This is a genomic window from Paenibacillus tyrphae (assembly GCF_024158745.1).
Lineage (GTDB): Bacteria > Bacillota > Bacilli > Paenibacillales > NBRC-103111 > Paenibacillus_G > Paenibacillus_G tyrfis_A.
The window spans coordinates 26,149-40,645 of record NZ_JAMZAW010000041.1 but is presented as its reverse complement, the minus strand read 5'-3'; the positions used below and the strand labels follow the sequence as shown (position 1 = coordinate 40,645).

At 52.8% G+C, this 14,497-nt stretch carries 15 protein-coding genes and 1 pseudogene; 11 read left to right on the top strand and 5 right to left on the bottom strand.

What is annotated here, in order from left to right; genetic code table 11:
* Positions 1–185: 185 nt before the first annotated feature.
* The 3 genes and pseudogenes from NI000_RS35240 to NI000_RS37280 form a co-directional block, all read right to left on the bottom strand.
* On the bottom strand, positions 186–908 hold the full coding sequence (locus NI000_RS35240) for a metallophosphoesterase family protein (protein WP_253415946.1): 723 nt from the start codon (positions 906–908) through the stop codon (positions 186–188).
* A 13-nt stretch (positions 909–921) separates the two neighbouring features.
* Positions 922–1,338: a GNAT family N-acetyltransferase gene (locus NI000_RS35235; RefSeq protein ID WP_253415945.1), complete on the bottom strand. Its 417-nt coding sequence runs from the start codon at positions 1,336–1,338 to the stop codon at positions 922–924.
* Positions 1,339–1,361: 23 nt separating this feature from the next.
* Positions 1,362–1,906, bottom strand: a pseudogene (locus NI000_RS37280) (GrpB family protein).
* Between the two features lie 236 nt (positions 1,907–2,142).
* Here NI000_RS37280 and NI000_RS35225 point away from each other — a divergent pair.
* The 4 genes from NI000_RS35225 (at position 2,143) to NI000_RS35210 (ending at position 4,648) form a co-directional block, all read left to right on the top strand.
* Positions 2,143–2,685: a DUF1697 domain-containing protein gene (locus tag NI000_RS35225; protein WP_253415944.1), complete on the top strand. Its 543-nt coding sequence runs from the start codon at positions 2,143–2,145 to the stop codon at positions 2,683–2,685.
* Between the two features lie 117 nt (positions 2,686–2,802).
* Positions 2,803–3,300 (top strand): DinB family protein, encoded by a 498-nt coding sequence (locus tag NI000_RS35220; RefSeq protein ID WP_253415943.1) that lies wholly within the window; start codon positions 2,803–2,805, stop codon positions 3,298–3,300.
* Positions 3,301–3,353: 53 nt separating this feature from the next.
* The gene (locus NI000_RS35215) at positions 3,354–4,349 is read left to right on the top strand and encodes a helix-turn-helix transcriptional regulator (RefSeq protein ID WP_253415942.1); all 996 of its coding nucleotides are present in this window, start codon (positions 3,354–3,356) and stop codon (positions 4,347–4,349) included.
* Positions 4,349–4,648: a putative quinol monooxygenase gene (locus tag NI000_RS35210; RefSeq protein ID WP_253415941.1), complete on the top strand. Its 300-nt coding sequence runs from the start codon at positions 4,349–4,351 to the stop codon at positions 4,646–4,648. Before NI000_RS35215 ends, NI000_RS35210 begins: the two co-directional genes overlap by 1 nt.
* Positions 4,649–4,732: 84 nt before the next feature.
* On the opposite strand, the gene NI000_RS35205 is transcribed toward NI000_RS35210, so the two are convergent.
* Positions 4,733–5,056, bottom strand: a complete 324-nt coding sequence (locus tag NI000_RS35205) for a helix-turn-helix domain-containing protein (RefSeq protein WP_251596703.1) — start codon at positions 5,054–5,056, stop codon at positions 4,733–4,735.
* Positions 5,057–5,211: 155 nt separating this feature from the next.
* Between NI000_RS35205 and NI000_RS35200 the strand changes: the two genes are divergently transcribed.
* Entirely contained in the window at positions 5,212–5,421 is a 210-nt protein-coding gene (locus tag NI000_RS35200; RefSeq protein WP_010493297.1) for a hypothetical protein, read from the top strand.
* Between the two features lie 46 nt (positions 5,422–5,467).
* Here NI000_RS35200 and NI000_RS35195 read toward each other — a convergent pair whose 3' ends face one another.
* Positions 5,468–6,538 (bottom strand): FUSC family protein, encoded by a 1,071-nt coding sequence (locus tag NI000_RS35195; protein ID WP_253415940.1) that lies wholly within the window; start codon positions 6,536–6,538, stop codon positions 5,468–5,470.
* A 161-nt stretch (positions 6,539–6,699) separates the two neighbouring features.
* On the opposite strand from NI000_RS35195, the gene NI000_RS35190 reads away from it, so the two are divergent.
* From NI000_RS35190 to NI000_RS35165, 6 genes are all read left to right on the top strand, one after another.
* The gene (locus NI000_RS35190) at positions 6,700–7,329 is read left to right on the top strand and encodes a stalk domain-containing protein (protein ID WP_253415939.1); all 630 of its coding nucleotides are present in this window, start codon (positions 6,700–6,702) and stop codon (positions 7,327–7,329) included.
* Positions 7,330–7,575: 246 nt separating this feature from the next.
* Entirely contained in the window at positions 7,576–8,514 is a 939-nt protein-coding gene (locus tag NI000_RS35185) for a carbohydrate ABC transporter permease (RefSeq protein ID WP_253415938.1), read from the top strand.
* Positions 8,515–8,530: 16 nt separating this feature from the next.
* Positions 8,531–9,367: a carbohydrate ABC transporter permease gene (locus tag NI000_RS35180; RefSeq protein ID WP_010493293.1), complete on the top strand. Its 837-nt coding sequence runs from the start codon at positions 8,531–8,533 to the stop codon at positions 9,365–9,367.
* A 112-nt stretch (positions 9,368–9,479) separates the two neighbouring features.
* Complete coding sequence (locus NI000_RS35175) at positions 9,480–10,823, top strand: ABC transporter substrate-binding protein (RefSeq protein ID WP_253415937.1); 1,344 nt, start codon at positions 9,480–9,482, stop codon at positions 10,821–10,823.
* Between the two features lie 318 nt (positions 10,824–11,141).
* On the top strand, positions 11,142–12,845 hold the full coding sequence (locus NI000_RS35170) for a cache domain-containing sensor histidine kinase (RefSeq protein WP_253415936.1): 1,704 nt from the start codon (positions 11,142–11,144) through the stop codon (positions 12,843–12,845).
* 32 nt (positions 12,846–12,877) lie between these two features.
* Positions 12,878–14,473, top strand: a complete 1,596-nt coding sequence (locus tag NI000_RS35165; RefSeq protein WP_253415935.1) for a response regulator — start codon at positions 12,878–12,880, stop codon at positions 14,471–14,473.
* Positions 14,474–14,497: the final 24 nt, after the last annotated feature.

The following is a 14,497-nucleotide window of genomic DNA, read 5'->3' as shown; positions in this document are numbered from 1 at the left end:
ATTATCGGTGTAACTCTAATTTGGGGAGAAAGTGGAGTTGGAGGAGATTTTCTTTTGAACCCCCAAAATAAATAAAATTACTATTAGCTTAAGCATAAATCGTATAGTGTTACAAAATGTAGATGGTTCATGTATTACTGGTATAAATTGGTATGTTTCCAAGACAATTCCCGCTTTTGAACGATTCATTGAATCGTATACCTATCAAGAACACGTATAGTAATAAATTGAGCCCTTGAGGATTCTTTCTCAAGGGCTTCTTTTTTAACCCACCTAGAGCGAAGCATTAATAAACCGGCAGCCATGGCTGGTGTATCCATCCGGCTGTGTACATGCCCGAAGCACCATATCTTATTGTGAATATGCCCGAAGTACTCCGAGCCGTCAAAATAATAAAATCTCAGTCTTCCTTCGATCAACGCGGAATCGTTCGAAATGGTTTTCCAATGGTCGTAGATCCGGGCCTCGTCAGCCTTTAATACTTGGAGACCGTACTGAAAGTCGTACCACATGCCGCAGCCGCCGAACCGAATCCCATCGATTACGATCGAGCTTCCATCCAGGATATGCACGTCCGGCATCGGGTCAAGGAGCCGCTTCATTTCGGCCCATCGGTGGAACGAGTTCTTTTTGTATTTATTTTTGATGGATTTCGACACCAAATAATAGTCGTGATTGCCTGCCGCGATGACGATATGAGGGTAATGCTCCTTGAGCCTCGTAAGCATCATTGCATTCTGCTTATTGAAGTGCCCGAGATCGCCGGCGATGACTAAGGTGCTTGAGGGAGAGGCAGGCAAAAGCAGCTGGATAAAAGCGTCCAACTGCCGGTTCATTTTCGTCAAATTCCCCGAATATTCCACCCAAAAGTCCAAGTGGATGTCCGATATCAGGTCGAATTTCACCATTTTCCGTTACCTGCTACAGAGTCTTCTTCAAAAAGTATTTCGTACACCCCTGGACCGGAAAATCCTCCAGAGTCCCGAACACCTCGAAGCCGTGCCTTTTATAGAAATCCGGAGCCTGGAAGCTGAAGGTGTCCAAATAAATGAGTTTTACGTCTTGCTGCCTTCCGGCCTGTTCGATCTCTTGAAGCAAGCGTGATCCCAATCCCAATTTTCGCGAGCCTTCATCTACCCACAGCATTTCAATAAAAATACCTTCACCGAACCGACGGCTAAGCAGTCCGCCGATGATCTCTTGGTTTTCGTTTTTTACAATGAAGTTTATGAAATCGTAGGAAGCGTCCACGTTCTTGAGATTGTAGGCTATCAGTTGATTCCGAACGAACCCGTATTCGTCCGATTCGCTGGCGACTCTTTCCAAATGGTAGTTCATGTTTTTCTCCTCCGTTTCGTGGTTTACCTATCGCTATTTCCGGGCCTCCATCCCGTTTCTTGAGACCAGGAATGCGCTTGCTGCAAAATGCTCCAAATCACAGGGGTTTTCCCGTCCACGTAGCTCTCCCGCTCATTCCGGTATAGCTCCATGAGACGATGCTTCTCCTTGACATAGGCCGTACAAGCTTCCGGATGGGAGCGCAAGTAGTCTCTAAATAGCAGAGTCAGCTGCTCGGACCAACTGCCGTGTTCCCTGACATGGATATGGTCCTTTTCGTTCCCGGACGTTCTCTGAAATAGGCTTTGGATTTGTCAGGGTTATCCTCCCGGTGAATGAAGCCGATGCTTTCCAACTGCGGCTTATAAGTCTCCGGGGATGCAAGCTGCTTCACCGAAATTTGAATGTCGATGATGGGCTTCGCGTCGATCCCTTTCACGGAAGTGGACCCGACATGGTCGATTCGCATGGCGGCGTCTCCCAGGGCTTGTCTTATGCGCTCTCCGATGATGTTGAATTCATCAGGCCACGAATCGTTGTAAGGCAAGACGATAACCGGGTCTTTCATGCTTCACCTCGCGCTGTTCCGTTGAAATGACTCTCTCGAAGTTAGTATACCAAAAATTGGCTCTCCGCGAAAAAATACAATACCGTACTAGCTGCGGTCCGTCATGGACAACCTATCGCTCCGACCTATGAAAAACATATTCAAAAGGGTACGGCAAAGGTATACTAAGAATTAGCAAATTCACAGCAGAGCGTGTCCCAGCCTTGTATTTATACTTCCGAAGAAGAGGTGGCAAAATGATCATTTATATCGCGCTGCTGCGGGGAATTAACGTGAGCGGACACAATAAGATCAAGATGGCCGAATTGAAGCGCACGCTGGAAACGATGGGCCTGCATCGGGTCCAAACGTATATTCAAAGCGGCAATGTTCTGTTTGAATCAGAAGAGAGCCCGGAGATGCTGCGCCCCCGGATCGAAGAGGAGATTAAATCGGCTTTTGGCATTTCGATCACCGTTGTCTTAAGGACGGCCGAGGAACTGGAGCGAATCATTGCGGATTGCCCTTATGCGGATATCCCTTTGGCGGAAGGCGAGAGCATCCACGTTTCCGTATTGACCGAAGCGCCGCCGCAGAAGGTGGTCGACCTATTATCCGCTAGCGAACGCGATAACGATGAGTACCACATCCACGGACGCGAGATTTATTTCTTGTTCCGTCAAAGCATACTGGATTCCAAGCTGGCGAAGCATTTGAACAAGCTGGGCGATACGGTGACCACGCGCAACTGGAATACGATGAACAAACTGGCCGCGCTGGCGAAAGCGATACAGGCTTAACGGGAAAACTGCAGACCGGAAAAGAAAGAATAGCTCATCGGAATGACTGACCGTTTCTGTCAGGGATCTGAAATTATACTCATAATGAGGAGAAAAAAGATCCCGGGAGGAATGGGCATGTTTACGATGATAGCGAATTTTGCGGCGGAGTGGGAGAAGGAGGCGGAATTGACCGCTCAGGTTTTGAACGGACTGACCGACGAGTCGTTACAACGGAGGATTGACGCTGATCGCCGCACGTTGGGAGCGCTGGCTTGGCATCTGGTCACATCGATTGATTTTATGACCTCGTTGGGTCTTGATTTCAAGGGAGTGAACGAAGGCGAGAAAGCTTCGGAATCGGCAGGAGGCATCGCTGAGGCGTACCGGCGCATCAGTCTGGCTTTACTCGAAGCCGTAAAGACGCAATGGACCGATGACAGCCTTCGCGAGTCGCGCAAGATTGGGGGAGGGGAATGGCCGAACAGTGCTGCTTTGCGGTATTTCCTCATGCACCAGGCCCATCACCGGGGCCAGATGACGGTGCTGATGAGACAATCCGGATTGCGTCCCCCTGAAATCTACGGTCCGACTTACGAGACTTGGGTGGATAAGGGAAAGGCGCCTTTGGACTGACCGGCGTACAAAAGAATCGATTTCAGACGATTGCGGGAAAGAAGGTTTGGACCATGACGAAAGCGGACAACATGTTATCGATCCTCTGGATGCTTCGCTCGGGCAAGCGGATGACCGCCAAGCAGTTGGCGGACGAGCTGGAAATCCACGTGCGAACGGTCTACCGCTGCATCGATTCTCTGTGCGCCAGCGGAGTGCCGATCGTCGCGGAATCCGGTCCAAACGGCGGCTACAGCATCCTGAGCCGTTTCGCCGATTCCCCGCTCGTCTTCGATGCCGAGGAGCAGAAGGGGCTGATCCATGCCACGATCTTCGCCAAGGAGGCCGGGTATCCTTACTCGGACGCTTTGGCCCGGGCGGTGGACAAGCTGAAGCGCTATGCGAACGAGAAGCAGTTGGACCTGCTTGAGCGCCATAGCGGCGGCTTGTCGGTCATTTATCCGCCCGCCGACGGCGGGGATCAGGCCTATCTGCAAGTGCTGGAGGAGGCAGCCGGGCAGGGGCGGACGCTGGAAATGGAATATGACCGGGGCAAGGGAGAGACTTCCCCTCCGCGGCTGTTCGACCCTTACGGTATTGTCTTCTGGAAAGGAAGCTGGTATGCGGTCGGGCATTGCGGTTACCGGGGGGAGATACGGAGCTTTCGCGTAGACCGCATACGCGGGCTGCGGGAAACCGAGGGACGCTTCGAGCGTCCGGCGGGGTTCTCCGCTAAAGATCATCTACTCGGCAATCTGCTTCCCGATCCGTCCGGACCAGCGGAGTTCGAGACCGTGCGTATTCAAGGGAAGGAGCAGGTGCTGAACGAGCTGTGCCGGCATTGGCTGTTCGGTCATGCGCTTGTTGAGCGTCGGCCTGAAGAAGCCGTATTCCGTTTGGAACGTTCGACGCTGCAGACCTACGTGCCCTGTTTTCTGATGCCGTACAGTACGGCATTGCAGATCGAGTCGGAGCTGCTCGTCCGGAATATGACGGAGGCCAGCGCCCGCATACTCGCGCATTACGAAGCGATGTTATCTGGTCACACAAGCAGAAAGGGAGATGAATGATGAGTAAATACGCCATGTTCGGAAAATTGACCGCCCACCCGGGGAAACGGGAAGAGCTTGCGAAAATGATGCTGGAAGCCGATACGCTGAACGACATGGAGGGCTGCATCTATTATATCCTGCACGAGGCTGAAGAAGATCCGGACGTCTTGTGGATTACGGAGCTGTGGGAGAGCCAGGAGGCGCATGCCGCGTCGCTGAAGAACGAAAAAGTGCGCGAGCTCATCGGGCGCTGCCGGCATTTGATCGCGGACGTCGGCGGCGTAAAGGTCCGGCCGATCGGGGGAAAAGGGTTTTGATAAGGAAGTTCTACGCATAAGTAAGCGAAAAACCAGGATGTGTGTATCGGCGCATCCTGGTTTTTTATTTTGTCAGTCATGTCGTTACTTATTTTTAATCCGTTGAACGAATCCTAGCACGTATTCCTTATCTTCATCGCTTAAGCTGCGAATCGCTTGAAATAGCTTCCGATCCAGCTCGTCTAATGGCGGAAAATGGACATGGTCCGATGCTCCGGTTAAATAATCTGTGGTCACTTCAAAGATTTGTGCAAGCTTGACCAACGTTTCGGTATCCGGATCACGTATCCCGTACTCCCAATTAGCGTAAGTGCTGCTGCGTTTGATACCTAATCGTTCGGCTACATAGGTTTGAGACCAGCCTTTATCTTCTCTCAAGTGCCGCAATCGTTCGGCAAGTACGGACATAGGTCGTCACCTCACATTTCATTAACATTGTAACAATAAAGCATCGTGGTATTAAAAATTTACACCAAAAGTGTTGAAAACACCTTTTGTGTATGATATATTAATTCTCATCTACACAAAACGTGTAAAACGACCGTGAAAGGAAGAGAATAATCATGAATGTTCTATGGTTACTGCCTGATGACAAAATTATAGAATCTAGTGTTCCGAACATCGATCAGCTTCTATTTATGTTAGAGCTAGTTGATCTTGTATCGATAAAAGGGATTTCTTATAAAGCTTTTCAATCAGAATTGATTGTTGAGGAAGGCCGAATAAAAGTTTCTATTGCGTTGAATAGATATCCATCCCGCACGGTTACTTGATGCAAAAGCCCTCTTACAGCACATCGTCTGCAAAAGGGCCGTTCCCCTACTTCTTATTAATCCACGCTGACACAGATTCCAGCAGCTCGTTCTCCTTATCCTCCGCGCCGCGGTCGAATTGCTCGACCAGCTTGTTCAGCCTGCCGGTTTGGTAGCCGTAATCATACATGGCCGCGGCTACGATCGAGAGGCGCAGGTCGCCGTCGCCGGCATCGACGTACCGGTTCATGAGACTCTTCAGGAAACGGTCGTTTTCCACTTCGATAACTGCGGCTTCGGAAATGTTCTCTTTCAGCTTATTCTCGAATTTCAAGAGCACGTGCTCGTGGAACTTGATCAGCTTCTCCAGATGGCGGTCGAATTCCCGATCGATTTCCGGAGTGCGGTTCGCTTGAAAATAATGCTCCTCCACGGCTTCCAGCACGGCCATCCCTTTATGCAGCGTGTGCAGCATTTGCTTGTAGACCACCAAATGACGGGCCTCGCTGAATCTGGCGCGTTTGAGTTTATGCAGTTCTTCTTCGAACAAGGTATACTTGTCCGTCAGCGACTTGAGTGCTCCTTCGAGCGCCTGCTTTTCGTCGCGGAATACGCTTTCCTTGATTTCGTCCGAAATGACCGTACGCAGCAGCAGAGACATTTTGAAGAAAATCGATTCGATCTGCTTCACGAACTGTACTCTGGGGCGTGGTGGGAAGAACGTAATGTTGATCAAAAAAGCGGAGCCGATCCCGATCAAGCTGAGCAAAAACCGGTTGAGCGCGAAATCCCATTGGCCGGACGCTTCCATGACAGCGATGACGGTCACCAGTGTCAGGCCGACGGTTTCTTCCATTTTGAGTTTCAGACAGATCATAATGGCAAGGATACAAACGATGCCGACCGCGACCGGGTCGTTCGAGAAAATCATACCGGCGACCAAAGCCAGCACGGCCCCGAGTGTATTCGTTTGCAGCTGTTCGAGAAAATAACGCCACGACCGGTAAATGGACGGCTGCATGGCAAAAATCGCAGCGACTCCGGCGATGACGGGGGGCGTGAAACCGACCAGTACGCTAATATACAGTGCCAGGGTAACCGCAATCCCCGTTTTCAATACGCGGGCTCCGAACGTCACAGTCACCCCTCCTTTAATATATAGTATTCACGACTATCTTACACGGAATCCGGGCTCGTTGGCAAAATGAAAAATAATAGATAAAAGTGAAACATTTGTCGCGCTACTTCCGTCTTACTTATGTGAAAAATATTCCAGAATTGGAGAGGGGTTTTACTAGAATGAAAAAACTGATAGTCGGTCTTACCGTGGGAATGATGCTTGGTTCGGCGGCAACGGCGTTTGCAGCGGAAGATATCGGCAAAGAAATCAAAGCGGTCTTTGCCAAGTTCAATTTCAAAATCAACGGCGTGGACACCGCATTGGAGACGACTCCGCTGGTATATGATGGTACGGCTTATTTGCCGGTTCGCGAGGTAGGGAAATTAACCGGATACACCGTGTCGTATAAAGAAGACACCCAAACGATTGAACTCACCAATGTGACAAGTACGACCTACACACCCCCCGCCAAGAGCGAACAACCGGCCACAGAAACCGTAAAAAAAGTTGATGCGGACGTAAAGAAAGACACGGGGAAAGCGGAGGAAACCGTAAAAAAATCGAATGAGGCGGCAAACAAAGCAGACGGTGCGGCTTGGGTTGATCTCAGAGACTTGATGGATGCTCTGGATAAAAAATATAAAGGTACCAGAGGCGGGGCAACAGGTGACGAAGCAACAATCGTGATCAATGAAAAGGAGTACAAATTGAAGCTTATCATCAACGGCATGAACTTTAGTGTGGAGATCACTCCGCTGATCGAAGCGAATGTCATCACCCTGGAAGAAGTGAAAAAGGGCAATAAGTAAGTACCCGGCTGCTACATTATCCGCACGACATGAATGGAAATTATGAAAGAAACCCCGAAAAGGACAATTCAGGTTGACATTCAACCCGGATTGTCCTTTTTGCTATGCCTGCCCCGCTCCCTCCAATCCTGCCGGCATGGTAAAAATTTTGCACAACTCGGTCAGAATCGTCCGCAGCGCGGGGGGAGGAGCCTCTTATATAGTAAGAATCAACAATAGTATTGTTCACTTACAGGGGTGATAACGATGGAGACAAACAAGCTTTCGAACCGGACGGCGGGCGACGCGGCCAAATCCAAATGGAACAATTCCAAAAAGGAAGCGCTTGTCGGTTGGCTGTTTCTGGCTCCCGAATTTGTCGGGATCGTGCTGCTTTACGTATTTCCGGTCGTGTTCTCGCTATATCTCAGCTTCAGCGATTGGAATCTGGTCGGAGGTATTTCTTCCATTAAATTCGTCGGACTCGAGAACTTCGCGAAGCTCTTCGATGACGAGAAAGTGCTGATGGCGCTCAAAAACAACTTGATTTACACGGTGCTCACGGTGCCGGTCGGCATGCTGCTCGCCTTGATTCTCGCCGTACTTATTCATTCGCGCGTTTACGGAAAAAGCTATTTTAAGGTCGCTTTTTTCATTCCGTACATTTCGTCGCTCGTCGCGCTTGGTGCGGTATGGAGCGCGCTGTACCATCCTTCGAAAGGGCCGATCAACCAATTTCTGATCAGCCTCGGAATCACTGACCCGCCCAAGTGGCTGGCGGATTCGAACTACTCGCTGCTCTCGATCATTATTATTGCGATCTGGGCCGGCATCGGCTACCAGATTGTCATTTACTTGGCGGGCCTGACGAACATTCCCGAAGAAATGTACGAAGCGGCCAGCATCGACGGCGCCTCGCCTTGGCATAAGTTTACGAAGATCACGCTGCCGCTGCTCGGGCCGACGACGTCCTTTTTGTTCATCACGCTGCTGATGTCTTCGTTCAAGGTGTTCGACCTTGTCGCCTTTATGACCGGCGGGGGACCGAACGACTCTTCAACGGTTATCGTCTTCCGGATCTACGAGGAAGGCTTCCGCAACTTCAAGATGGGCTACGCTTCTGCGATTTCCTGGCTCCTGTTCGCGATTGTCGGACTGGCGACGCTGGCCACTTGGCAGCTCCAGAAGCGCAAAGTACATTACTAGAGAGGAGTAGAAGGGTATGCCTGTACGAAAATTCGATCTCACTAAATGGCTCCTGACGATCCTTCTCGGAGCGTTCTCCGTATTGTTCCTGGTTCCGCTGATCTGGATGATCTCGGCCGCGTCGAAGTTCGAGAAGGACGTCATGGAGTTTCCGATCCGCTGGATTCCGAAGGATTGGAACTTTATCGGCAACTTCCAAGAGGTTTGGCTGGGCAAGGTACCGTTTTACCTCTTTTACTTAAATTCGCTCAAGCTGGCGCTGATCATGACGGCGTGCACCATTTTCTTCTCGTCGATGGCGGCGTTTGCGTTCACGAAGCTGCGCTTCAAAGGCCGGGATCTCGCCTTCGGCATGCTGCTGACGTTCATGGTCATTCCCGAGCAGGCGACGCTTGTGCCGCGCTATCTTCTGATGAAATGGCTGCATCTGTACAACACGCACGCGGGCATGGTCCTGATGGGCATGTTTTCCATCTACTTCACGTTTTTGCTTCGGCAGTTTATGATGGGGATTCACAGTGATTTTATCGAGGCGGCTAGAATTGACGGCGCAGGCTATTTTAAAACGTACTGGAGCATCATCCTGCCGCTCTGTAAGCCGATTCTGGCGACAGTCGGCATCATCAAGTTCATCTGGACGTGGAACGATTACCAGACGCCGCTTATTTTCTTGATCAACAAAGGTCTGTATACGATTCCGCTGGGGATGCAAATGTTCAAGGACGAATTCGCCGACAACTACGCGGTGATCATGATGGCTTCGCTGTCTGCGATCCTGCCGCTGCTGATTATTTTCGTCGTGCTGCAGAAGCAGGTCATTAACGGCATCTCGCTGGGCGGGGTAAAAGGATAAAGGTCAAAATATTGCACGGGACAGGCAAAAATTAGACACATCGTTTTGGGCGTGAAAGCATTAGAATGCAGCTATAGAGACCTACATCATCATGACCCGAGGGGGAGTTCACATGAAGAAAACAAGCGCGTTGCTGTTGAGCGGGGCGGTACTTGCGGTTTCCGTACTGAGCGGCTGCGGCCAAGGGGCGGAGAAGCAGGAAGCGTCCGGCGAAGGCGGACAGAAGAACGTTACGCTGAAATATTACAACTGGGACAATGAGGTTATGGGTGCGACGACCAAGGCGCTCATCGACCAGTTTCAGGCGAAATATCCGAACATCAAAGTCGAGTCCGTGCCGCTCGTGCCGGGCAACTCGGTAGAGACGCTCAAGAAGCTGGACGTAACGATGTCCTCCGGCGAGCAGATCGACTTGGTGCTGTTCCCAAGCATCGACGAGACGCTGGCCCGCGCGGCGCAAGGCGTGTTGGCTCCTCTGGATGATATGTACGCTAAAGAGAACGTGAAGCCGGAGGACGAATATTACGTCAATCCGAAGTACAAAGGCAAAAACTACGCCGCCATGTACCAGCGCAGCAACTGGATCGTTCTGCTAAACCAGAAGGCACTCGACGAAGCGAAGCTGCCGGTGCCGGAGGTCGGCTGGACCTGGGACGACTTCCGCGAATATGCGAAGAAGCTGACCAAAGGCGAAGGCAACAGCAAACGGTATGGCGCTTACTTCCATAACTGGGGCGATTACGCCAACCCGATTCTGTTCAACGAGAAGCGGAATGCGTTCCTGAAGGAAGACGGCACGACCCAATTCGACGATCCGTCGATGCTGTCGTTCTTCAACCTCCGCCGCGCGATGGAGAAAGAAGATAAGTCCACGACACCGTTCGCCGATGTGGTAGGCGCGAAGCTGGCGTACCGGACGGAGTTCTTCAACGAAAAAGCGGCCATGCTCGTGACCGGCAGCTGGATGGTTGCCGACTCGGCCGACGTGACGAAGTACCCGCATAACTTCAAAGTGGCGTTCGCGCCGGTGCCGCGCTCTTCGAAGGATGCGGAGCTCGGTCAAACGAGCATCGGCGGACAGTTCATTTCTGTCGCTGCCGGTTCGAAGTATAAAGAAGAAGCGTATCAGTTCATCCGTTTCGTAACGACGAATACGTCGGATGCGAAGAAGGAATTGTCCGGCTGGAAGAAAGCCGACGACAAGAAGATCATCGAAGGCACGATCGCTAAAAGCAAAGATCTCTTCAATACCGACTCGCTTGACAAAGCGCTGTTCGACAAACGCATTCACGCGCCGGCTCCGTCCGAGGTTGTTGCGCCGTATGCGCCGCAGCTGAAGAAAGTGCTCGAAGACGGCTTCAGTTCGTTCATTCTGGACGGCAAGTCTGCCGAAGACGCCCAGAAGCAAATGGTTGAGCAGGCAAACAAAGTCATCAAAGAGAACAGCAAAAAATAGTCAGGAAAAAGGGCGCCGCAGGGCGTCCTTTCTTTGCGCCACGACGAACCGGGGTTGGGAAGCGGCCCGGTCAGTCGAAGGTCTTGTGGTAAAAATAGCGCATCGCAGATGTGTTAAGCGGCATGGATCGGGCGGTAAAGAAGAAATAAATCATCCTGGGTGCGTTATATGCGGAAAACGGGGGGCACAAAAGAATTGGAACCGCACTGGATAACGACAGATCAGTTCCTTTATTTGGCTCGGGCGAAGCAAATACTTGGGTCTACGCGGGACCGGTGATACAATGGGGACAGGAAAGAGAGGGGAGCTTTCGACACCATGAACAGCATGTTTCAATTTTCCTACTACCGGCGTATTCAGCTCTCGTTTCTGATTCTCATTTTGCTGCCGATTGTCATCGTGTCCGTATTTTTGTTGTCTATGACGCGGGATGCGGTGATGGACAAAATTCGTCTGACCAACCAGTCGGTCGTCGACGTGATGGCGAAGGATATTACGAAGACGATCGACGATCTGACGTATGCGTCGAATTTTTTCATACAAGACCCGAGCGCGAGGGCTCAGCTTCGCAGCTTCACCGATACCCAGCAAATTACCAGCTTCGCCGATTACCAGAGACAGCAGCACATTCAGGACTTTTTCGGTCTGGTGCTGGCGAAGACGCTCAATACGGACATCCGGATGTTTCTGGTTAACGGCAAGGGCTTCATCATCCCGTCCAGCGAGCCTGATCAGCTGGCTCCATTCCGGCAGCACTGGGAGCAGCTTCGGTCCCAGGTCGACCTCGATACGCCGAAGCGGCTGCAGTGGCTGAGCCGCGTCCAGACCGAGGGAAGCAAGAGCGAGCCTGTTTATTACGCGGCCAGAGTGATACGTGATCCGGCGGATAATGCTTATTTGGCCACGCTATACATCGGCATTACGAACCCGTACTTCGAGAAGCTGTTCCGGCAGGCGGCCTCCGGCACCTTTGCGCTCTATGATGAGGAAGGGCGGCTTATCGCGGGAGACGCTTCCGTCCGGTTCGGCGGCGGAGGCGCGTCCGACCACACGCTGCGGAGCGAAGCGGTGCTGTCCAAGACCGGCTGGAAGATGATCTACGAGACGTCCGACCAAGAGGTGGCCGGGCAAATTTATAAAATCTTTTATATCGCCATGCTGTTCGTCGTTCCGTTTTTTGCGCTGTTCTTTATCGTGTCGCTGCTGCTGGCCAAACGGCTTCATCGGCCAATTCAGAAGCTGGACTTTATGGCCAAGCAGTTCGGCCAAGGGAACCGGCTGATCCGGTTTCAGGGCAAGGGCAAGGACGAGATCGCGCAGCTCGGACAGACGTGGAACCGGATGCTCGACGAGATCGAGCAGCTCATTACGAACATCGAGCAGGAGCAGGAGCAGAAGCGCGTGATCGAGCTGCAGGCGCTGTTCGCGCAAATCCGGCCGCATTTTTTGATCAATACGCTCAATTCGATCAAATGCAGTCTGATTCTAGGCGGCGATCGTCGGCACAGCCGCCAGATCGATTCGCTGATGAGCCTGCTGCGGGCGTACATGAAGGTAAACGAGCCGACCTCCTTGGCCGCGGAATGCAAGCTGCTTGAGCATTATATGGACATTATGCGGCTGCGCAGCGAGCTTCACGTCGAGCTTAAGGTAACTTTGGCTCCCGAGTCTGCCGAATTCGAGGTGCCGAAGCTGCTGCTGCAGCCGATCGTCGAGAATGCGCTGCTGCACGGGTTTGCCGAGAAGCTGGACGATGCAAAAATCGACATCGAGGCCGAGCGGCTGGACTCGCGCCTCGAGATCCGGGTGACGGATAACGGCGAGGGGATGCCGGACGAAGAGCGGGAGGCGCTGAACCGGATGCTGGAGGGGCCTGAGACGGACAAGCCGCAGACGTACCGGCGAGTCGGACTGATCAACGTGCTGCAGCGGCTTCGGCTGACGTACGGGCCGGATGCGACGATGAAGCTTCGGGCGAACCCGTCCGGGGGCTTAACCGTTATTTTGAATATGCGAGCCTGACGAGCGACTATGGACAACGGGAGAGGATAGTCATGTACAAAGTTCTGATCATCGACGATGATGTGCCGATGCTGAAATATTTGAAGCAGCTGATCGATTGGAATGAGCTCGGCTTGCAGATCGTCGCGGATACGTACTCCAGCGTCAAGGCGCTGCGGCTGTTCGATGAGCTCCGTCCGGACCTCGTCGTGTCGGATATCGGCCTGCCTCAAATGGACGGGTTGGAGCTGGCTTCGGAAATGCTGCGGCGGCGGCCGGAGGTGAGGGTTATTTTTCTGACGTGCCACGAAGACTTCCACTATGCGCAGAAGGCGCTCAAGCTGAGCGTCGACGATTACCTGATCAAGGACGAGCTGACGGCCGAGCAGCTGGCGCAAAGCTTGGAGAAATCCGTAAGGCTCATTCGCGCGGCAAAAGCGCAGACGGAGCAGTTGACGTATCGCGAGGACTGGAGCCGGCATGCCAATGTGCTGCGGGATTCTTTTTTCAAGCAGCTGCTGCGCGGCGGAGATGCCGCTTATTTGACCGATTCCGCCGCGCGGCTCGGCCTCGTTTGGGACCAGCCGTCGTTTCTGCTGGCGCTCGGCTACGTGTCGTATTACGACGTGCTCTCGCGCTATGCGCACAAGGACCTGCCGCTCATCCGTTACGGCGTCGCGAATATTGCAGCTGAGCTGGCGGGTGAGTTCGAAGGCATCACGACATTCAACGACGGCGAAGGGTTGGCCGTGCTGCTCAATTACCGGCCTTCTTTGAAATGGAACGCGCAGGAGCATCTGCTGGCATTTTTGGCGAAGCTTCAAGCCAAATGCAAAGAATTTCTCGGCGTCGGCACGACGTTCTTCGCCAGCTCGAGTGCGGACAAGCTGACGGTTACGGAGATTGGCGCAGCCCATCGCCGCATGGCGTCAGAGCGCTACGCCGCTTTCTACATGGAGCTTCCGGTGACCGTGCTGCCCGCGGCCGGCTTGCCGCAAGCGTATCATCCGGGAGCCGGGGGGTTCGAGCAGGAGTACGCCGAACTGTCGCAGGCGGTCCGGGATCACGATGAGGCGCTTTTGGAGAAGGGGCTGGCAGGCATTCGTCGTTCCGTGCTGGAGCTGCGGCCGGAACCGGCGTCGTTCGTGCATCAGTGCGCGGACAGGCTGCGGCTCGTCGAGCTCCAGTACCGGGCGTTCAGCGGCGAGACGCTGTACGCCTGCCTGCAGCAGACGCTGACGCTAGGCGACGCGCTCGGGCTGATGGGGCTGAAGCTGAGGCAGATCATGAACGGCCGACGGCTAGGGGAGCCGCAGGCGAGCAAGGAGCCGAAGCTGCAGACGATCGACCAGTACATCGCGCAGCATTTGGCGGAGACAATCACCTCGATCGATATTGCGACGCATTTGTATTTGAACCCGAGCTATTTTTCACGGTACTTTAAGAAGCTTTCCGGCGAAAATTTCACGGACTACGTTCACCGGTACAAAATGAAGATCGCCGCCGACCTGCTGGAGAAGACGAAGGATTCAATCGAGGTCGTCGCGCTGCGCTGCGGCTATTCCGACCGGACGTACTTCTCCAAGGTGTTCAAAAAATACATTGGCGTCACGCCTGGGGAGTACAAGTCGAGGTCCGGCGTGATGTAGCGGGCTCTTACGGAACAAGCATCA